The organism is Rhizobium sp. NZLR1b (assembly GCF_019685155.1).
In the GTDB taxonomy this organism is placed as follows: domain Bacteria; phylum Pseudomonadota; class Alphaproteobacteria; order Rhizobiales; family Rhizobiaceae; genus Rhizobium.
Genome location: NZ_JABDWC010000016.1, coordinates 97,298 through 117,280, shown reverse-complemented (window position 1 = coordinate 117,280; position 19,983 = coordinate 97,298). Strand labels below are relative to the sequence as shown.

At 62.4% G+C, this 19,983-nt stretch carries 18 protein-coding genes; all 18 read right to left on the bottom strand.

Annotated elements, in window-relative coordinates; genetic code table 11:
* Positions 1 to 198: 198 nt before the first annotated feature.
* Positions 199 to 1,269, bottom strand: coding sequence for an ABC transporter ATP-binding protein (locus tag HJB84_RS21790; RefSeq protein ID WP_221116858.1), 1,071 nt, complete (start codon positions 1,267 to 1,269; stop codon positions 199 to 201).
* 14 nt (positions 1,270 to 1,283) lie between these two features.
* Complete coding sequence (locus tag HJB84_RS21785; RefSeq protein WP_221116857.1) at positions 1,284 to 2,810, bottom strand: DUF5060 domain-containing protein; 1,527 nt, start codon at positions 2,808 to 2,810, stop codon at positions 1,284 to 1,286.
* 32 nt (positions 2,811 to 2,842) lie between these two features.
* Positions 2,843 to 3,670 (bottom strand): carbohydrate ABC transporter permease, encoded by an 828-nt coding sequence (locus HJB84_RS21780; RefSeq protein WP_259671144.1) that lies wholly within the window; start codon positions 3,668 to 3,670, stop codon positions 2,843 to 2,845.
* Positions 3,671 to 3,723: 53 nt separating this feature from the next.
* The gene (locus tag HJB84_RS21775) at positions 3,724 to 4,623 is read right to left on the bottom strand and encodes a carbohydrate ABC transporter permease (protein WP_221116855.1); all 900 of its coding nucleotides are present in this window, start codon (positions 4,621 to 4,623) and stop codon (positions 3,724 to 3,726) included.
* A gap of 192 nt (positions 4,624 to 4,815) precedes the next feature.
* A complete protein-coding gene (locus HJB84_RS21770; RefSeq protein WP_221116854.1) occupies positions 4,816 to 6,069 on the bottom strand; it encodes an ABC transporter substrate-binding protein in 1,254 nt (417 codons plus the stop codon).
* Positions 6,070 to 6,115: 46 nt separating this feature from the next.
* Positions 6,116 to 6,787, bottom strand: coding sequence for a dihydroxyacetone kinase subunit DhaL (gene dhaL / locus HJB84_RS21765; RefSeq protein WP_221116853.1), 672 nt, complete (start codon positions 6,785 to 6,787; stop codon positions 6,116 to 6,118).
* A gap of 3 nt (positions 6,788 to 6,790) precedes the next feature.
* Positions 6,791 to 7,795 carry a dihydroxyacetone kinase subunit DhaK gene (locus HJB84_RS21760; protein WP_221116852.1) on the bottom strand — a complete coding sequence of 335 codons (1,005 nt, stop codon included), beginning with the start codon at positions 7,793 to 7,795 and terminating at the stop codon, positions 6,791 to 6,793.
* A gap of 56 nt (positions 7,796 to 7,851) precedes the next feature.
* Positions 7,852 to 9,696: a hypothetical protein gene (locus tag HJB84_RS21755; RefSeq protein WP_221116851.1), complete on the bottom strand. Its 1,845-nt coding sequence runs from the start codon at positions 9,694 to 9,696 to the stop codon at positions 7,852 to 7,854.
* Positions 9,693 to 10,727 carry a Gfo/Idh/MocA family protein gene (locus HJB84_RS21750; RefSeq protein WP_221116850.1) on the bottom strand — a complete coding sequence of 345 codons (1,035 nt, stop codon included), beginning with the start codon at positions 10,725 to 10,727 and terminating at the stop codon, positions 9,693 to 9,695. Before HJB84_RS21750 ends, HJB84_RS21755 begins: the two co-directional genes overlap by 4 nt.
* A gap of 1 nt (position 10,728) precedes the next feature.
* Complete coding sequence (locus HJB84_RS21745; protein ID WP_221116849.1) at positions 10,729 to 11,793, bottom strand: ABC transporter permease; 1,065 nt, start codon at positions 11,791 to 11,793, stop codon at positions 10,729 to 10,731.
* Positions 11,790 to 13,340, bottom strand: a complete 1,551-nt coding sequence (locus tag HJB84_RS21740; RefSeq protein WP_221116848.1) for a sugar ABC transporter ATP-binding protein — start codon at positions 13,338 to 13,340, stop codon at positions 11,790 to 11,792. The genes HJB84_RS21745 and HJB84_RS21740 overlap by 4 nt, the downstream gene beginning before the upstream one ends.
* Complete coding sequence (locus HJB84_RS21735) at positions 13,337 to 13,981, bottom strand: DUF2291 family protein (RefSeq protein WP_221116847.1); 645 nt, start codon at positions 13,979 to 13,981, stop codon at positions 13,337 to 13,339. Before HJB84_RS21735 ends, HJB84_RS21740 begins: the two co-directional genes overlap by 4 nt.
* Positions 13,982 to 14,053: 72 nt before the next feature.
* Positions 14,054 to 14,995 carry a D-ribose ABC transporter substrate-binding protein gene (locus HJB84_RS21730; protein ID WP_221116846.1) on the bottom strand — a complete coding sequence of 314 codons (942 nt, stop codon included), beginning with the start codon at positions 14,993 to 14,995 and terminating at the stop codon, positions 14,054 to 14,056.
* A gap of 97 nt (positions 14,996 to 15,092) precedes the next feature.
* Positions 15,093 to 15,920, bottom strand: coding sequence for a phosphogluconate dehydrogenase C-terminal domain-containing protein (locus HJB84_RS21725; RefSeq protein ID WP_221116845.1), 828 nt, complete (start codon positions 15,918 to 15,920; stop codon positions 15,093 to 15,095).
* A gap of 79 nt (positions 15,921 to 15,999) precedes the next feature.
* Positions 16,000 to 16,446, bottom strand: a complete 447-nt coding sequence (locus HJB84_RS21720) for an RpiB/LacA/LacB family sugar-phosphate isomerase (protein ID WP_207585093.1) — start codon at positions 16,444 to 16,446, stop codon at positions 16,000 to 16,002.
* 34 nt (positions 16,447 to 16,480) lie between these two features.
* Positions 16,481 to 17,245, bottom strand: coding sequence for a triose-phosphate isomerase (locus tag HJB84_RS21715; protein ID WP_221116844.1), 765 nt, complete (start codon positions 17,243 to 17,245; stop codon positions 16,481 to 16,483).
* Complete coding sequence (locus tag HJB84_RS21710) at positions 17,245 to 18,579, bottom strand: four-carbon acid sugar kinase family protein (protein ID WP_221116886.1); 1,335 nt, start codon at positions 18,577 to 18,579, stop codon at positions 17,245 to 17,247. Before HJB84_RS21710 ends, HJB84_RS21715 begins: the two co-directional genes overlap by 1 nt.
* A 5-nt stretch (positions 18,580 to 18,584) precedes the next feature.
* On the bottom strand, positions 18,585 to 19,841 hold the full coding sequence (gene oiaX / locus HJB84_RS21705) for a 3-oxo-isoapionate-4-phosphate decarboxylase OiaX (RefSeq protein WP_221116843.1): 1,257 nt from the start codon (positions 19,839 to 19,841) through the stop codon (positions 18,585 to 18,587).
* Positions 19,842 to 19,983: the final 142 nt, after the last annotated feature.

The window sequence follows — 19,983 nt, the reverse complement described above, 5'->3', positions numbered from 1 at the left end:
TCTGAATCCTGTTCTCAGTTAAAGAGTTAGAGCATGATGTCATGAGAAAACCGCGCTCACTTTTCGGCCTCATGCTCTAGTCAACAACCTATCGGCGAGATTTCGAGGTGACAAGTCACCATTTCGTCTGCCACGATGAGGCATCGTCCAGCGCACTCGACACCGGTTTCGCGTTCGCCGATTGCGCGCAAACTGTCATCAGGCGTTCAATCGCTGCTGCGTCTGCCGGTCGAAGAAATGAACCTTGGACGTTTCGAAGGAAAGCTTCACCGGCTGTTCCGGGACGAGCTCGACACGTTCGCGCACGACCCATGTCAGCTCCCGGCCGTCGACTTCCACGGCGACATGGGTTTCCGATCCCGTCGGTTCGACCACCTTGATCACGGCATCCACCCCGTTCTCGCCGCCGAAGGCGATGTCTTCCGGGCGGATGCCGAGCGTCAGCGGCCGGTTGGCTGAATTGGCCGGCGCCCGCGACAGCGCCACGCGCGAACCGCTGGACAGCGCCAATGCCGGCTTTCCCCCATCGTCGATCGTCCCTTCGAGAAAATTCATGGCGGGGGAGCCGAGGAAACCGGCGACGAAGATGTTGCGCGGCCTGTCATAGAGCTCGAGCGGGCTGCCGATCTGCTCGACGCGGCCGCCATGCAGCACGACGATCTTGTCGGCCATGGTCATGGCTTCGATCTGGTCATGGGTGACGTAGACGATGGTGGTCTTCAGCCGCTGGTGCAGGGCCTTGATCTCCGCCCGCATCTTCACCCGCAGTTTCGCATCGAGATTGGAGAGCGGCTCGTCGAACAGGAAGACTTTGGGATCACGAACGATGGCGCGGCCCATGGCGACGCGCTGGCGCTGCCCACCGGAAAGCTGCGCCGGCTTGCGGTGGAGAAGCGGCTGCAAACCGAGAATGGCGGCGGCTTCGCCGACCTTCTTCTCGATCTCAGGCCGCTTGGCGCCGGCAAGCTCCAGCGCGAAACCCATGTTCTGGGAGACGGTCATCTGCGGGTACAGCGCGTAGTTCTGGAAGACCATCGCGATATCGCGATCCTTCGGCTGCAGATTGTTCACCACCCGGCCGTCGATGCTGATCTGGCCGGCGGTGACGTCTTCGAGCCCGGCGATCATGCGCAGCAAGGTCGACTTGCCGCAGCCGGAGGGGCCGACGAGAATGGCGAATTCACCATCGGCGATCTCGACGTCGACGCCATGAATAATATCGACCGTGCCGAAGGATTTCTTGACGTTTCTGATGCTCAAGCCAGACATTTTGGACCCCTTGATTAGTGCTTCCCGCGCCGGCGCACGCGCAGCGCCTGATACGGTTTGCGCGGGATTTTGACGCCGAAGGCCGCGTCCGGCTTTCCGCCGCGCACGACCGAGCCGTGGCGGGTCGGATGCGGAACGGGCGCTGCCACCTTTTCGGCCGGCGTGATCGTCATCTCCCAGGTGTCGATGATATCGACATCGTAATCGTCGCCATCGACAGGCAGGCCGGTGGACCAGACGACCGGCTGATGTTCGCCGAAATAGATCAGCCGGAAATCGCCGTCGCCGTCACGCGCCCCCGATACGCGCGACCAGGGCCATTCGCCGATGATGCCGAGCGGCTCGAGCCCATGTTTGACGTCGGCCTCCAGCAGATCGCGCAGGAAGCCGATGCGCTTCCAGGCCTCGCCGCGCAGCTCGCCGCCCTTGGCCCACCAGATCAGATCCTCGGGATGCGAATAGGTCTCGCCATGGCCGGCATAACCGCCGCGCGCCATGGTGATCCAGAAGCGATGCACGAGTTCCCCGGCATGGAGATTGCCCCATGACTGCAGGATGTCGCCCTCATATTCCGGCTCGTCGTTGACGACAGGCTTGCCATAGGCATCGCGCCATTCCTGGGTGCGCTTGACGTCGGGGTTCTGAATGCAGCTATGCGTGACCCACGGCTTGCGATGATCGAAATTCGCCGTCACGTCGCCATTGTGGATGGAGCGCAGGTGCTGGTAGGGATCGTTTTCCTCCAGGATGTGGAAGTAGCGGTCCCACTGCGCCATCGGTTTGGTGTCGATGAGGAAATCATATTCATTGGCGAGCGACCACCAGACGTTCCGGTAGGCGGAAAGACGCGCGGCCAGATATTCGACATAGCGGAAATCCTGCGCGGCCGACATGTCGGCATAGCCCCAGCGGTCATAGGGGTGGAAGATGATGATATCGGCCTCGATGCCCAGTTCGCAAAGCGCCGCGACCTGCTTTTCGAAATGCTGGAAGGCGGCGGGGTTGGGCCGGTCGAAATCTTGGCCGCCGTCCGTGCCGCGTTCGAAGCAGGCATGCAGCGGCTCGTTGACATTATAGGGATAGTCCTTCGGAAACACGCCCATGCGCATCTTGTTGAAACGCGCCGTCTTGAGGGTTTCCAGCGTCTGCTTCTGCATGTCGAGCGGCTGATGCGTCCAGGCGTAGCAAGTTGTTCCGAAGGAGAGGAACGGCGTGCCGTCGGCATAGGCGAAGTGGAATTTGTTGCGCACGCGCACCGGGCCGTGATTGCCGGCCGAAGGTGCGGTCGCGGTCAAAACACCGGTCTTGCCGTCGAGGGCCGCAGTCTTGGAGCGCGTCTTGAACGACCACTCACCCTCACTGTCGGGCATGAAACGGATGCGATAAGTGCCGTTGCCGTCATAGAAGCCCGGCACGCGCACATCGCGGCTCTTCTGGGTGAACACGGCATCGAATGCCACGTCGAGATAGGGATTGCCGCCGGCAGGCCCCTCGAAGGCGGCCTCGAACACACCCCATTTTTCGACTGTTGCATCAGACATTCTGTCTCTCCTCGTGAGATAAGATTTCGCGATCAGCCCTTGACGGCGCCGGAGGTGAGGCCGGAGACGAAGTAGCGCTGGAACATGAGATAGACGATCGTCGCCGGCAGAACGGTCATGACGATCGCCGCGTTGAGCTGGCCGTAATTGCTGGAGAACTGCCCCTGGAATGACATCAAGCCGAGCGGCAAGGTCCACATGTGCTGGTCCTGCAGCAGCACCAGCGCCATGGCGAATTCGTTCCAGGTGGAAACGAAATCGAGGATGAGCAGCGCGGCAAGCACGGGCAGGCACACCGGTAGGAAGATCCGCCGGAAGATGGTGAAGTGGGTGGCGCCGTCGATGAGGGCTGCTTCCGACAGCTCCTTGGGAATGCCCTTGAAGAAGCCGTGCAGGATGAAGACCTGGTAGGGAACGCCGAAGGCGATATAGGGCAGGATGACGCCGGGATAGGTGTCGATCAGTCCGAAGGAATTGACCAGGGTGAAGAGCGGCGCCAGCATCACCTGAAAGGGGATCATCGTGCCGAAGACGACGACGAGCAGCAGGGCCTTGCTGATCTTCAGCTTGATCTTGGCCAGAGCATAGGCGGCCATGGCCGACAGGAACAGGCCGAGCGGCACCTTGATGACGGTGATGATGACGCTGTTCAGAAAGGAGTTGGCGAAATTGCCGCGGCTCCAGGCAGCGCTGTAATTGTCATAGGCAAGCTCGGTCGGCGGCATGAAGGCGCCGGTGCTCGTCACCGCCGCCGGCGTCTTCAGCGAGGTAAAGACGATGAACACGAAGGGCGCAACCCAGACGAGGGCGACGACGACAAGCGTGATCCAGAGGCCGATCAGAACGGGATCGCGCTTCATCGACGACGGCTGGACTTCGAGATGCACGGCGGCGGTATCGCTCGGCACTGCTGTCACGATTCGACCTCCTCGTGTTTCTGGGTCCATCTCAAATAGGGAATGACGACGGCCATGGTGATCAGCAGCAGGACGACGGAGATCGCCGCACCCCGGCCGAAATCGAAGATCTGCATGGCCTGCGTGAAGGCCCAGAGCGCCAGCATCTGGGTGGACTGCGCCGGCCCGCCGCCGGTCAGGCCGTAGACGATATCGAAGGCCTTCAGCGAGGAGATGATCGAAAGAACGAGAACGATGGTGATCGTCGGGCGCAATGCCGGCAGCGTCACATGCTTGAACACCGCCCAGCGGCCGGCGCCGTCGATGCGCGCGGCCTCGACCAGCGTCTGCGAGACACTCTGCAGGCCGGCCAGGAACAGCACCATCGAGAAACCCACCGTCTGCCAGAGATAGGCGACGAAGACAGAATAGAGGGCGATATCCCTGTTGCCGAGCCAGTCCTTGATCCAGCTCTGCATGCCCCAGGAGGTCAGCAGCTGGGCGAACAGGCCAAAGAAGGGATCGTACATCCATTTCCACATGGTGGCGACGGCGATCGGCGCGATGATGACGGGCAGATAGAAGATCGCCCTCAGGCCATTGCGGCCGAAGATCTTCTGATTGAGGCTGAGCGCCAGCAACAGGCCGACGACAGGCGGGAAGATCAGGCTCATCAAAGTCCAGATCACCGTGTTGCGGAAGGCAACCCAGAAGACCGGGTCCCGGGTGAAGATCGCCGAATAGTTGGCAATGCCCACGAACTGCCGGTTGGCATCCAGCCCGTTCCACTTCTGGAAGCTCAGGATGACGACGTTGAGCATCGGGTAGAGCGCAAAGACCGCATAGATCGCCAACGCCGGCACGAGCAGGATGGCCGCTTGCATGCGCGGATCATGTGTCGATTGTCGAAGTGACATGCTTTCCTCCTACAGCGCCGCGCGTGCTTCAGACGCGCAAAGGACGCTGCAGCACTTTGAATCTGCGCATCGTGCCTTTCGAAAATCGATTCCGATTTTCGACCGATGCGCTGGCGGGGCGTTTGCGCCAGCTCACGAAAGAATGTGCCAGCCGATCAACTCAAGGATCGATCGACTGGCGCTTGGGAGGAATCAGGTTCTGCTTGCGATGAAACTCTGCAGCTGCTTGGCCGCGTCGGCCGGCTCGGTGTTGCCGGAGGCGACGTCGTTGATGACGCGGAAATATTCCGTCGTGACATCGAGCGGGAAGGCCTGATCGCCGTTCATGTAGACCTTGCCGTACTTCTGGAAGATCTCCAGCCATTCCGCCTCGAGCGGCTTCTGGTTGGCGTATTGGACGTTCTTGTTGACGGAGGTCGAGCTCAACTGGCCGAGCAGATCCTGCTGCACCTTCGTCGACAGGAAATAGTCGAGGAATTTGGCGGCTATATCAGGATTCTTGCTCTTGGTGCTGATGTAGTTGTACTCGGCGAAGCCATAGAGACGCTCGGTATTGGTCGGGAAGGGGAAGATGCCGTAATCGTCGAGATTGGCGCCGGAGCCGTTGAGCTGGCTGACCAACCAGTCGCCTTCGAGCATCATCGCCGCGCGGCCTGCGGTGAAGAGGCTGTAGGACTGCTTGTTGTCGATGCCCATGAACGGCTGCAGCGTATAATCCTTCGTCCACTTCGCAAACTCGGCGAAGGCGTCCGTCGCACAAGGTTCCTTGGTCCAGTCCAGCGTCATAGCCTTCAGTGCATCATGCTTTTCGGCGCCGCACTTGGTTTCGAGTATGACGTCCATCAGGCGCATGACGTGCCAGTTGACGGTGCCACCGAAGGTGAAGGCGGGGATGCCGGCGGCTTTCAGCTTGTCGGCCGCGGCGAGAAGTTCCTCATAGGTCTTCGGCTCTTCCTTGATGCCGGCCTGTTCGAAAAGCTTCTTGTTGTAATAGACGGCTTCGCCCTTGAAGGTGAAGGGAACGCCGTGCTTGCCGCCGGGATAGAGGTCGGCGAAAGCCGCAGCGGCGGGCAGCAATTCGTCGTTCCATTTATATTCGGCATAATATTTGTCGAGTGGCAGGGAGAGACCGGCCTTCACATATTCGCCGCCAAGGCCGAGGCCCGCCCAGCTGAAATAAATGTCGGGGCCTTTGTCGGAACCGGCCGCGACACGCAGGGCCGTCTTGTGTTCGTCGACGGCGCGCTGAACGATCTCGACATGGGTTCCGGGGTTTGCCGCTTCGAAATCCGTCGCAACCTTCTTGAGCGCGCCGTTGGCGGCGTTGTTGTCGAAGTTGAGGGTCCAGAGCGTGATGTCTTCGGCAACAGCCGGAGTTGCAGCCAGAGACGCCACAGCCATCGCGACGATGCTCGCAGTCTTCAATTTCGCAGATAGGGTCAGCATTACCGTCCTCCTCTTGATAAGCCGGCCCCTTGTCGCAGATGATCATTTACATGTCAACTGGTATGATGAGATAACCATCGCGATGCCGGATGAATTTTGCAATGGAAGCGATGATGATGACGGCCGAGGCGGCACCCGGATCGATATGGCCAATCACTCGATCCCCCAGCCGCGAAGCCCGTCCCTTGGCCGCTGTCATCTCCCGGGTCGCTTCGCAGCCTTGGCGCGCTGCCCGCTCCGCCATGTCGAAGCATTCAGGAAGGGCGGTTCCCGACGCCCAGGCCCTGAGCGCCGCATCGGTCGCCGGCTTCCAGGCGTCGACCATGGTCTTTTCGCCGGGCTCCGCCTTGCCGCGTTCCTGAATGCCTTGCGCCATCGCCGCGAAAGCCCGCACAAAATCGTCATCGCTCAGGTCAGACCTGTCCTTGACCGAAGCGCCGGCGCGCATGAAGGCGGTGGCATAGAGCGGGCCCGATGACGCGCCGACCGCATTCAGAAATGCCTTTGCAGCAGCGTTGAAGGCAGGCGTCGGCGCAGTCTGCGCGGCATCGAGCCCGCTGATCGCCTTGGCGGCGGCTTCACAGCCGGCGTCCATGGCAAGGCCGTGATCTCCGTCGCCGATGGCGCCATCCAGCTCGCAGAGATGATCGCGCTGCGCGGCGATGTCCTCGGCGATAAGGATAAAGAGGTGCTGCAGGTCTTTCGTCGTGATCAGCATCGATCACCTCGTAAACATGGCGCAATCGCAGGGATGGTCGATCAGCCGCTGAAGCTCGTCGTCGAGGTGCATGAGCGTCACCGAAGCGCCGGCCATTTCGAGCGACGTGCAGTAATTCCCGACGAGCGAGCTATGGATGACAAGCCCCGCCTCGTCGAGCCGCACCTTCACGCGCCGCATCATGATGTAGAGCTCCATCATCGGCGTGGAGCCCAGCGAGTTGACGAGCACGGCGACACGGTCGCCCCGTTCTGCCTTCATCTCGCGGAGGATGCTGTCCATCAGTTCGTCGGTCCCCGCGTCGGCCGCCTTCAGCGGCTCGCGGGCCATGCCGGGCTCGCCATGGATGCCCATGCCGATCTCCATCTCGCCGTCGCCGATCAGGAAATTCGGTTTCAAGGTCTGCGGCAGCGAACAAGGCGCGAGCGCCACACCCATCGTATAGGTTCGCGCATTGGCATGGCGGGCGGCGCGCTCGACCTCGTCGAAGGAATAGAGAAGATCGCAGGCAGCACCAGCGGCCTTGAAGATGAAGACATTGCCCGCCACGCCGCGCCGCCTGTCCCTCTGATCGGCGGGGGCGGACGCGACATCGTCGGTGGTCAGGACGGTGCGCACCTCGATCTCGTCAAGCGCCAGCATTTCGGCGGCCATGTCGAAGTTCATGACGTCGCCGGCATAATTGCCGTACATGAAGAGCACGCCGGCGCCGCCGTCGACGGCTTTGGCGCAGGCGATGATCGGATCGGGGGGCGGCGAGGCGAAGACATTGCCGATCGCGGCAGCATCCGCCAGCCCCTTGCCGACATAGCCGAGGAATGTCGGTTCGTGCCCGGACCCGCCGCCGATCACCAGCCCGACCTTGCCCTTGCGCGGTCCGTTTCTGGCAATGATGGCGCGCGGCATGTCGTCCACGGCATAAAGGTGCTCGGGATGGGCCGCGAGAACGCCTTGCAGCATCTCATCGACGGCATCTGCGCCTGCATTGATAAGCTTTTTCGTCTTCACGCCGATCCTCCCCAGAACGAGCTCCGACTGCATAGATGCGGCTGTATCGCCGGAGGTCAATCCGCCAGCGGCAAGACGACCGTCCCGAAAGGCGCGAGCCGCAGCTCTTTATCCAGAGCACCGCCGTCGACCCTTCGCTCTTTGCTGGTCAGATTGACCACATAGATCCTGGCGCCTGCGGCATCCCGCGCCACGAAGGACAGCACTTCGGACGGCGAAGACGAGACGCATTCCTGCCAGGACGCGCCGGCGAGGGCCGACAAGGTCCGCACCGTGTTGAACAGCGGCCGCCGCCCGCCTTGCTCGACCGGTTCATCCGGGCCGGCGATCAGGCCGAAAGGGCCGGTCAGTGCCGAAAGCGTCAGGCATTCGAGATCGGCATTCAGCACCCGGATCGCGTAGCCGAGCGCGAAAGCCTCCGCGAAACGCCCGTTGTGGCGCGGGTCGCGATTGGCCATCGGGATGCGTCCGCCCGCAGGATTGTCCATGGTGCGGCTACCATAAGGGTTCTGCCGCATCGGGATCGTCGACGGGCCGATGCGGTAGGGCTTGTCGCGGTAGACCGCGCGGACGGATCGCGTGATGAAGGGCAGCGCTTCCAATGTCTGCATGACGCTGAGATCGTCGGCCGCATGCACGATCGGATTGGTGCAATGGCTGACGAAATCGATCTCGCCTGATGGCACGCGCTTGCGGTTGAGCTCGGTGAAATAGCTCAGCATGCCGCCGCCGATGCGAGTGCCGGGGAAGGCGGCGCGGGCCGCGGCATAGATCTCTTCGAGGGGAGGGCAGTCCGGCCATTTGCTGCCAGGCGGCGTCGATTGCCGATCGACGGAAGGCGAGATCAGGATCGCTTCCGGCTCGAAGTCCGCGCGCTGCATCTGGCGGGCAATCTCGGCCGCTTCGCTTGATGGCGACGACTTGCAGGCAAGCGCGATCTCCAGCGTCGTACGGCCAGGATGGTCGGCAGCGATAGCGGCAAATTTCTGCAGCGCTTCGACGCCATGTCCCGCGTTCGGATCGAAATGGAAGAGAAGCTCGCGCGGCGCGATCTCCGACAGGAGGGACCGAGCCGAGAGGGTCGCATCGGCCTCCTGCGGCGTAACGACCACACCGATATCGGGCATGGTGCCGGTCCGTGTTCCAAGTTCGAGCCTTATGACATCGCTCGACGTCGCGGCTGAGACCGCTGCGGAACGGCTGGCGTCCCTGATCATCAGCGACGTCTTCTGCCGAACCGGTTGGTTGGCGGGAATCCGATAAGGCCAGGGCAGGGCGAGCGGCCTGACATAAGTCTTGTAAGAGGCATCGGACCAGTTCCTCTGATCCTCCATTTCGAAGGTGTCACCTTCCATCCGGCATTCCGCCGTCACATCAGGCATGACCTCATGGGAAATAGCGCGCATATCCTGGAACGGCTGCCAGGGTTCGATCACATCGGGAAAGCGTGTCTCGACGATCCGGCCGTCGACATGCTCGACCGTCGCGGCTGAACCGGCGACACCGACGATCGGATGCAGGATGCAGAAGCCGCAGCGATTGGTCTCGAAGCCGGTCTCGCTCGTGGCTTCGGCCTCGAAATCGAGCCGGTCCTGATATCCGATGATGCGGACGTCGATGACGAGGCTCGTTCCGTCGGATGCCTCGCAACGTGCCCGATAAGCGACTTCGAAATGGTCGTCGCCCTGCTCGATCCTGAGATCGGCGATCTCGGGGCTGTAGGTGCCCCAGTCCCGGTCGCGAACGAGATAGGAAATCGCCCGCAGCACCTCGACACCGTCGTAACGGATGGTGCGGAGATTGCCATCGGCGAGATCGGCGGCCAGCTTTCCGGCCGTCAGGCGAACCGGCGGCGTTTCCAGAGCATGGGTGCCGTAAAGCTGGAAGGCATCGCCCGTCATTGCAGCATCGCCCCGACGTCGATGGTCTTTCCCCCGGCAGCACTGTCATAGGCAGCCTCGACAAGGGCGAAGGTCTTCAGATTGTCGACGCCTGACGTCGAGTGATCCGCGCCGCGCTTGAGTTGGTCGACCCAATGCTGCTGGATCGCGTAGACGCTCTCCTGGATATTGTGCCAGGGCCGAGAGGCCCATGATAGCAGCTTCGGAGAGACATCCATTTTGGTGGTGCCCTCGGCGTTGTTGATTTCGAGGCCATAACCCTGGCTCAGGCGGATCGTGCCCTCGGTGCCATCGAGCTCGATCAGGGTCTCCGGGAACGGCTCTTTGGAAAGCTTGGTGGCGTAGCTGACATCGACGACCGAGGTGGCGCCATTTTCATGATCGAGCAGAATGGTCGCGACGTCCTCGCCCTTGATTTTTGGATTGACCCGCCTGGTGCGCGCCGTCAGCGAGCTGACATCGCCGAGGATATAGCGAGCGATGTCGAGCGTATGAATGCCGAGATCTTCGATGATGAAGCGCTCGCCTTCGGCGAGATAGGGCTGGCCGGAAAAAACGTCGTAGCCCGAACGGAAGGAGAAGCGGCCCCAGAAGGGCGTGCCGATCGCGCCGGCATCGAGCGCCTTGCGAACCGCCTGGATCGGCGTCTGCCAACGAAAATTCTCGTGCACCATCAGGGCGACGCCGGCGTTGCGGCAGGCCTCGACCATCGCCTTCGCATCCGACAGCGTCTTGGCGAACGGCTTCTGGCAGATGGCCGGCACCTTATTGCCGGCGGCCATTTCCACCAGCGCGCGGTGGCTCTGGACGGTGGTGGCGATATCGACGAAATCGAAGCCGCCATCGGTAAACAAGGCCTCGGCATCGCTATAGCGGCGCTCGATGCCGAACTGGTCGCCGACGATGTCAAGCCGCTCCGGATCGCGGTCGCAGATCGCGACGATCCTGGCGCCGTCGACATCGCTCCAGGCGTGCATCTGGTTGATCGCAAAGAAACCGCAGCCGATCAACGCGCCTTTCAATTCGGTCATCTCAACCTGCCCTTGCCATCTGCATGAGGGTGACGCGCTGCTGCAGGCGGCGCTGCGCCTGGTCGACGACCACGGCGATGATGATGACGAGGCCCTTGATGACCATTTGCCAGAAGGAGGAAACGCCCATCATGACGAGCCCGTCGGAAAGGATGCCGATGACGAAGGCGCCGATGATCGTTCCGCCGATCGTGCCGCGGCCGCCCGACATCGAGGTGCCGCCGAGCACGGCTGCCGCGATCGCATTGAGCTCGAAGCTCTCGCCCGTGGCCGGATGGGCGGCCATCAGTTCCGAGGAGATGACGACGCCGACGATGGCGGCGCAAAGACCGGAGAACATGTAGACGAAGATCTTCACGACATCGACGCGGATACCGGACATGCGCGCGGCTCGCTCATTGCCGCCGACGGCAAAGATGTGGCGGCCGATCGGCGTCGAGCGGGCGACATAGGCGGCCACAAGCGCCAGCACGATCAGGATCCAGATCGAGACCGGCAGGCCGAGAATGCGTCCCGCGCCGAAGAAGTCGAAGCCGGTCGTGGCATATTCCGGCCGGCCGACGAGGTTCGGAAAGGTCTGACCATCCGACGACAACAGCGCCAGGCCGCGGGCGATATAGAGCGTGCCGAGTGTCGCGATGAATGGCGCAACGTTAAGCTTGGTGATCAAGAGGCCGTTGATCAGACCGATGATAAGGCCGATCGACAGCGTGATCAGCACGATCTCGAAGAGGTTGAAATAGATGGTGTAGCCGATTGGCAGTTCGATGCCGTAGAGGATCAGGCCGCCGGCAACCATGCCGCACAGCCCGACGATCGACCCGACGGAGAGGTCGATGCCGCCGGTGATGATGACGAAGGTCATGCCCATCGCCAGGAAGGCGTTCAGCGCCACATGTTTCGACATCAGGATCATGTTCGCTGTCGAGGTGAAGTTCGGCGCGAAGATCGCAAAGAAGATGATGACGGCGAAAAGCGCGATGAAGGTCCTGAGCTTCATCAATGTCAGAAGCACGGAGCCGTTGGCGCCTTTTGGCGCAAGAGTGGTAGATGTAGCCGCCATCATGACGCGAGTTTCCCTTGATGTCCGTGTCCCTTGGCCGAAGCCGCGATGATCGCTTCCTCAGTCGCCTCATCCCTGTCGAAGACAGCGACCAGTTGGCCGTTGCTCAAGACCGCGATGCGATCGGAAAGCGCCATGACCTCTTCGAGGTCGGAGGTCGAAAACAGAATGGCGAGCCCGTTTGCCGCCAGCCGGCGCATGGTGCGGAAGACGTCTGCCTTGGCGCCGACGTCGATGCCGCGGCTCGGCTCGTCCATCAGAAGCACCTTCGGATTGGTCATCAGTGCCTTACCGATGACGACCTTCTGCTGGTTGCCGCCGGACATCGAGGTGATCTCGAAATCTGGATTGGGCGCCTTGATCGAGAGATCGCGGATCGCCTCCTGAATGGCGTTCTTTTCCGCGCCGCTGTCGATATGGAAGAGCCGGGTGAAGCGCGAAAGGCTTGCAAGCGTCAGGTTGGAGGCGATGGAGAGCACCTGCACCAATCCCTCCCGCTGCCGGTCTTCCGGGATCAGAGCAAGGCCGCGGCGGATGCGCCGCGTGGTGTCGCGGGCGCGCACTTCCTTGCCGTCGATGAAGATCCTGCCGGTCGAATGCGTATGGCGCCCGATCACGCATTCGAAGAATTCGCTGCGCCCGGCGCCCATCAGGCCGTAGATGCCGAGGATCTCGCCTGCCTTGACCGACAGGGAGACATCGTTGACGGCAAGCCCGCCGGTCGGCCTCGCCAGGCTGATGTTTTCGGCGCGAAAGACCTCAGCCCCGACGGCATGCTCGACGGATTTTGCAAAATCCTTGGCGTCCGAGCCGATCATCGAGCGCACGATCCAGCGCGTGTCGATATCGCGCACCATGGCATGGCCGGTGATCTGGCCGTCGCGCAGCACCGTGATGTAGTCGCCGATCCGCATCAGCTCTTCCAGTCGGTGCGAGATATAGACGATCGCCACACCCTGGGCTTTCAGCTCGGCGATCACCTTGAACAGGATTTCGACTTCCGCCGCCGAAAGCGCGGAGGTCGGCTCGTCCATGATCAGGATGCGGGCATCGAGCGACATCGCCTTGGCGATCTCGACGAGTTGCTGCTGGCCGATCGGCAGATCCTCGACCATCGTATCCGCCTCGATGCCGGCATCGAGACGCCGCAGAAATTCATTGGCCTTTTCGACCTGCGCCTTGTGATCGATGCCGAGCAGGCCGCGGGTGATCTCGCGCCTTGTGAAAATGTTTTCGGCCACCGACATGTTGGCGAAGAGATTGAGCTCCTGGAAGATCATGCCGATGCCATTGGCCTGCGCGTCGGCCGGACTGTCGAAGGATATGGGCTTGCCATCCAGGATGATGCGGCCGAGCGTCGGGCGCTCGACGCCGGCGATGATTTTCATCAGCGTCGATTTGCCGGCGCCATTTTCGCCAACCAGAACGTTCACCGCGCCGCGGCGCAGCTCCAGATTGGCGCGCTTGACGGCGACGATGCCCGAATAGACCTTCGACACATCGTCGAGGCGCAGGATGATGTCGTCCTCTTGTGCCTCTGCCGCTGTCATGAGCCCACCTTCAGTTCCGAAGGTGTCACGAGCGGAAGCTCGCCGCTTTTCGGCAGCGGAAAGGCGCCGATCACCGTCACCGTCTTGCCGGCCAGGCCGTCGCGCGGAACGGCGGAGAGAACAGCGGTATTAGCCTTCTCGTTGAACGCCTTGCCGAACTGCGCCCATTCGATCTGGTTCTTGAATTCATTGAAATTGACGAAGTCCAGCGTGTCGCGCAGTGCGGTGCCGCGCAGCGCCGGCCCGATCTGCACCTTGGCATCGGCCTTGCCGTCGCCATCGGCGTCGAGATCAAGCGTTGCCGCGCGCGACGCCGTGTCGGCCGCAACGACCGTGCCGGTGATCTTCACCGCATAGGTCCAGGGCGAGCTGCTCTGCTTGCGAGTATTGCCGTATTTCTCGCCGGCGGCATCCGGGTTGGAGGCGGCAAGCTGCATGACGTCCTTCAGCTCGCCGGCGCGCTTTTCGAAATACGGCACGACGTCAGGCTGCCAGATCGCCTCGACCTTGGCATTCGGGTCGAAAGCGGTCTTGGCCGCTGCCGCGGCCTTCTCCTCTGCAGTCGGCGTCTTGATGATCTTGCAGCCGGGCAAGGCCGCCGCCACGACGGCGGCCAGCAGGGCGCCCTTCATTCTCAACATGCGATGAACCTCGACGTCTTGCAAAATGCATTGCGGAGGGCGCAACGCTGCACCCTCCGCAATTGGCGCTGATCAGTTCGTCAGGGCGAAGGTCTCGAGCTTGCCGGCATTGTCGGCATTGACGAGAACGCAATCCATCAGCTGCTTCTCTTCCTTCGGCGTCGTCTTGTTCTTGATGTAGGCGTCCGCCTGTTCCACCGCCAACTGGGCCTGCGCATAGGCGGGCTGCAGCACGGTCGCCTTGATGCCACCCGACTTGATGGAGTCGCGCACGTCGTTGGAGCCATCGAAGCCGACGACGATCACGTCCTTGCGGCCGGCTGCCTGAAGGGCTGCGATCGCGCCCATGGCCATGGTGTCGTTGCCGGAGATGACGCCCTTGATATCGGGGTTGGCCTGGAGGATGGTTTCCATCTTCGAATAGGCTTCCGTCTGGCTCCAGTTGGCCGACTGCTTGGCGACGGACTTCAGCTCCGGATAATCGTCGATGACGTCGTGATAGCCCTGTGAGCGGATGCCGGCATTGGTGTCGGACTCCTTGCCCACCAGCTCGACGTAATTGCCCTTCTCGCCCATCAGCTTGACGAATTCCTGCGCCCCGAGCTGGGCGCCCTGATAGTTGTTCGAGACGATCTGGGCGACGGCAACGCCGGTCGCATTGATTTCGCGGTCGATCAGGAAAGAGGGGATGCCGGCATCCTTCGCCTTCTTGACGGCGGCGACGGAAGCGTCCGCGCCGGCATTGTCGAGGATGATCGCCTTGGCGCCGCGCCCGATCGCCGTATCGATCATTTCCGACTGCTTGTTGGCGTCGTCGTCATGGGTCATGACGAGGGTCTCGTAGCCGAGTTCCTTCGCCTTGGCTTCGGCGCCGACGGCTTCGGCCTTGAAGAAGGGATTGTCATGTGCCGGCGTGATGATGGCGATGAGGTCGGCCGCAAAGGCCGGCATGGCAGTTCCGAGCGCCAGCGCGCCGGCAAAGGCTGCAAGTGTTAGTCTGCGCGTCAGTTTCATTTTTTCCTCCCGTTGTGAATGAAGCCCCGTTCTCCCCGGAGCGGTTGCCCCGTCTCCGGGGCGGTAGAGGGGGAGGGACTTGCCTCCCCGGGCCGGTTCAGGTGATGCGCCGGATGCTCTCGGCGATCTCCTGCGGTTCGAACACTTTCTTCCAGTCGTCGCGCATCAGCGCCGGAATGCCGAACTCGATCGCCTTGTTGCAGGCGTCCGAGAACACGCCGTCGACCTCCTTGAAGATGACCGCGCCGAGCACGTTCATATGGCCGAGCAGAAAGTCGCGGGCTGCTTGTTCAGGCACGCCGCGCGCCACGCATTCGTCCATGGCCTGGCGCATGACGACGAGCAGCGATGCGCAGACGGTTTCGGAAAGGCCGGGTTCGAGCATGGCGAGCTGGTCGACCGTTACCCGGTGCGAGCGCATGACCGGCGCCCAGATGAGCTTGGCGATTTCCTCGCCGAGTGCATAGGCGCTGTCGGGCCCCTGCATCAGCGCTGAGACGATGTGCTGCTTGGCGAACAGGCCGCCGAAATGGTCCTTCTTGGCCTGCATATCCGTCTCGTCGTTGAAGATCGGCGGATGGCAGGGATGGGTGACGAAATAGGTGAGGTCGTCGCGCTTCGGCAGGTGGCCGGCAAAGGGAGCGGCGGCATCGAGCGCAACCACCATCGTGCCGGGTGCGAGCTTGTCGACGATGCCGGCTGCGACCTTGCCGATCGCCGTATCCGGCACGGCGAGGATGACAACATCAGCGCCGTCGAGCGCGGCCTCGACAGGCAGACAATCGAGACCGAGATCGTTCTTCAAACGCGCCTTGCCCGCGTCGCTCACCTCGACATGGCGCACCTGGAAGCGTGAGCCTTTGAGATTTTTGGCAAGCCGGTATCCCATTTTGCCGCCGGCGCCGAAGAGAGCAATCTTGGTCATGTTTTCCTCACTTTTTCAGTTCTGGATAGGATCATAAACTGGTATGATGAGTCAATCACCATATCATTACTTTAGTTGTTCAAGACCCATGTTTTTCGGCGTCGAGCCGGTCGATCGCCTCAACGTTGCCTGCCGATGGGCCGTCAGGGTCGAATTCGGATGCAAGCCAGACGTCGACGATCGATTTCGCCAGTTCCGGCCCGATGACGCGCGCCCCCATCGTGATGATCTGGGCGTTGTTCGATTTCGCCGCGCGTTCCGCCGAATAGGTATCGTGCGTCAGCGCGGCGCGGATGCCCGGCACCTTGTTTGCGGAAATGCACACACCGATGCCGGTGCCGCAGAACAGGATGCCGCGCTGATGTTCGCCGTCGACAATCGTCTGCGCCAGACGCTGGGAGAGATCGGCGTAGAAGCCGGCCTGACTGAGATCGTGAACTTCGAGATCCGCCTTGCCGGCGAGATGGGCGGCAATAACATCCAGGAGCGGTTTGCCGGCGCTGTCGGCGCCAATTGCAATCTTCATAGCAGTTTCCTTTCATCGCCCTCGGGCATGGAAATCACCTTTCGATCGCCGCGCTGACGCGGCGAAGAATGTCGAGGTAACCGTCGACGCCCCAGGCGGAGCGGCCGATGAACAGGCCGTCGATATGCGCCTCGGTGATCAGTTCCTCGCAATTTTCCGGATTGACGCTGCCGCCGTAGAGAACCGGCACCGCACGTCCAACAATGGACTTCGCCACCTCGGCGATCTTTCCGTGTCGCTCCGACGCGTAGTCGGCGGTCGCCGGTATACCCTTGGCGCCGATCGCCCAGACCGGCTCATAGGCAAGCAGGATCGAAGCCTCGCCGGCCTCGGTGTCGGCCCCCCGCAAGGCGGCCTCGACCTGCCGCCGCAGGACGGCATCGGCCCGACCCTCCTGGCGCTCCTGCAACGTCTCGCCGATGCAGATCAGCGGCGTCAGGCCATGGCGGATCGCGGCGGAAACCTTGAGGCCGACGGTCTCGTCGGTCTCGCCGAAATGTTCGCGGCGCTCGGAATGGCCGAGTTCGACGATATCGAGCTGGCAGTCCTTCAGCATCAGAGGAGAAATTTCGCCGGTCCAGGCGCCGGCATCTTCCCAGTGCATGTTCTGGGCGCCGACCTTCACCGATGTCTCGGCCAGCAGGCGCTTGACCTCGCGTACTGCCGTAAAGGCGGGAATGACGAAGCGCTGCACGCGGGTATCGCGTTCCGCATCCGTCGCTGCGAGGCGGTGCGCGAAAGCGAGCGCTTCCTCCACCGTCTTGTTCATCTTGAAACTGGTGCCGACCCAGACGACCATCAGTTCTTCCTTCCGTCGCGGATCTGCGCGAAATAGCCGTCCGTTCCGACCTGGCCGCCTTTCAGCGCAATCTGCAGGCCGTTGGTCGGCGAATAGTCGCCATGTGCGAGGCAGAGCGGCGAACCCGGCGTCTGAGGCAGCGGCAGAAGCGTCGTCAGCGCGTCGATCTTCAATTGCCGGAGCGCGTGGCTTGAGGTGTCGCCGCCGGCGACGACGGCGCGCGACAGGCCTTCCGCTTCGATCAGCCCCCGCAGGATCGTGCCGAGTGCGCTGCCCAACCGGTGACGCGCGCCCGGCAGCCTGTCGATATCGGCGCCGCGGTCCGCCGCTGGCCCGAGCGCCGTGTAGAGGATGACGCTCTTGCCTTCTTTCAGCTTCCGGACACCCGCCTGCACGGCCGCATCCACGGCGCCTTGGCCATCGGAAACCAGCGCGAGCGGATCGAGCGCAATGCTCGCAAAACCGTTCTCGGCAGCCGTGCGGATCTGCCGCTCGGTCGTCGGCGAGACACTGCCGGAGACGACGGCGAGGCGATCGACCGGGCCGGCATCGGGAAATTCGGCACTGTCCCCGCCGATCAGGCCGGCCTGCCGCCATGCGCCGAGCAGGGCATATTCGACCCCCGACGAACCGGCGACGAAACGTCCCGAACGGCCGGCGAGACGCAGCATTTGCCGGCCGGCCGCCGCCTGCGTCGCCTCGGAGTCGACATCGAGGAGCAGGATCCCTTCGCCATTCGATGTCAGCGCGTCGATCCGCCGGTCGGCGTCTGCCGCCGTGATCGCGACGAGATCGGCGAGCAGGACGGGGAGGGAGGTCTGCTTCGACAGGTGGAGCGCAAGATCGGCCTCCTCCATCGGGGTGACGGGATGGCGGCTCATGACGGGGTGGCGGTCGATGCGAAAGACGCGGCCCTGATAGGCGGCGAAGAGATTGCCGAAGGCCGTATAACGTTTCAATTGCGGCGCGCCGACGATAACAGGCACGATGGACTGCCCGAAACGCGTGCGGCCGATTTCGATCGCCTTGCCGATGTTGCCGATCCCCGGGCTGGAATCGAAGGTCGAGCAGACCTTATAATGGCAGATCGAAGCACCAAGCGAATTCAGCCAATCGAAGGCGGGCGCAAGGTGTTCCTGCATCCATGCCGGCGTTTCGCTGCGGCTCGTGCCCGCAAGGCCGATCGCGCGGCAGTGTTTGAAGCGCGCCAGCAATTCCGGCGTCGGAATGTCGAGGAAGAGCACAGTCTCGACACCATTCGAGGCAAGCGCCTCCATGACGTCGGTCGACCCGGTAAAATCATCCCCGTAATAGCTGACGAGACGTCCGTCCATATCGGTCACGCGCCCTTGCCGCCGCTGAATTTCGCAATCGAGGCGGCAAGCTCCGGATGATCTCTCGCGTAGACCTCCAGCGGCACGTCGGCGACCGCCGCCTGCCAGGCCTGCTGCACCGCGCGAACGCCGGCCGCCGGCCCGCCGGGATGGCTGACGATGCCGCCGCCGCAGAGATAGAGGAGGTCGACGGTGCGGCCGGTGCGCTGATAGGTCTCCGGCGCCTGTCCGCCCCACTGACCGGAGCCGGCGACCGGAAGCGGCCGATCGGCGGCGTCGAACAGCGGCGCGCTGACGGCCCTGAAGGAAGAGACGAAGCTGTCGTCCGGCTCCCAATATTTGACCCTGATGCCGTTGATCTGGAACTGGTCGACCCCGAGAAGCCGCCAGAACTGTTGATAGACCCTGAAATCCATGCCGGCGCCCGGATCGCGCGTCAGCACGTCCCAGCCGTTTCGATGCGCGTGCAGCACCAGGCTGGAACGCTTGCGCAGAAAGCTCATTCCGCCGAAGCCGATCGAATTGATATTGACGACGGCGCAATTACCACCGGCCGCAGCGACGATGTCGTGGTTGCGCATCATCTCATCGGGATCGGCATGCGAGATGCCGAAGGCATACATCACCTTCTTGCCGGTCTTCTGCTCGTGATCGAGTAGGCGCGGCATGATCGCCGCGACGCGGTCCTTCAGCGGCGAATAGGCCGGGCTCATCAGCTTCTCGTCGTCCTTGATGAAGTCGACGCCCGATGCGATCAGTTCGCCGACGAGTTCGGCCGTCTCGTGTGGTCTCAGCCCTAGCGCCGGCTTGACGATCGTTCCGATGATCGGCCGGCCTTCGACGCCGGTGAGGCGCCGGCTTCCCGGAATGCCGAACTGCGGCCCGGGATGGGCGCTTTTGAAAGCCTCGGGCAGCGTCATGTCGACGATGCGGATGCCGGTCATGCCCTTGATCGAATAGACGCCGCCGATCGCGATGGTCATCAGGGCGGAGAGATCGGTGCCGATCGCTTCCAGCGGAAAGCCGATGTCGACGTCGGCGCGGTGCAGCAGCGTGCCGGGCGCGGCCTCGGGCCAGGTCGGATGGCGCGTGTCTTCGAGCGGACGGATCGCCAGCACCCGGGCGGCAACACGCGATTTCAGCTCTTCGGTTTCACCGGGGACGGGCACGAAGGTTCCGGTCGACTGGTCGCTGGCGATCTTGTCCGCCATCGCCTCGACGCTGCCGGGCGTTTCGATGCGGTAGGTCAGGGTAATCATCATGAACGGACGGCTCTCTCCTCGCCACGCAGATTGTCATGGCGTCAACTTGTGATCTGGTATAATGAGTATTCCAACTGTTGAAAAGCGGAATCTTCAGGCGCGCAAATTTTCGGCCGCAAGCTTTGTCCTTGGTCCGGAAAAC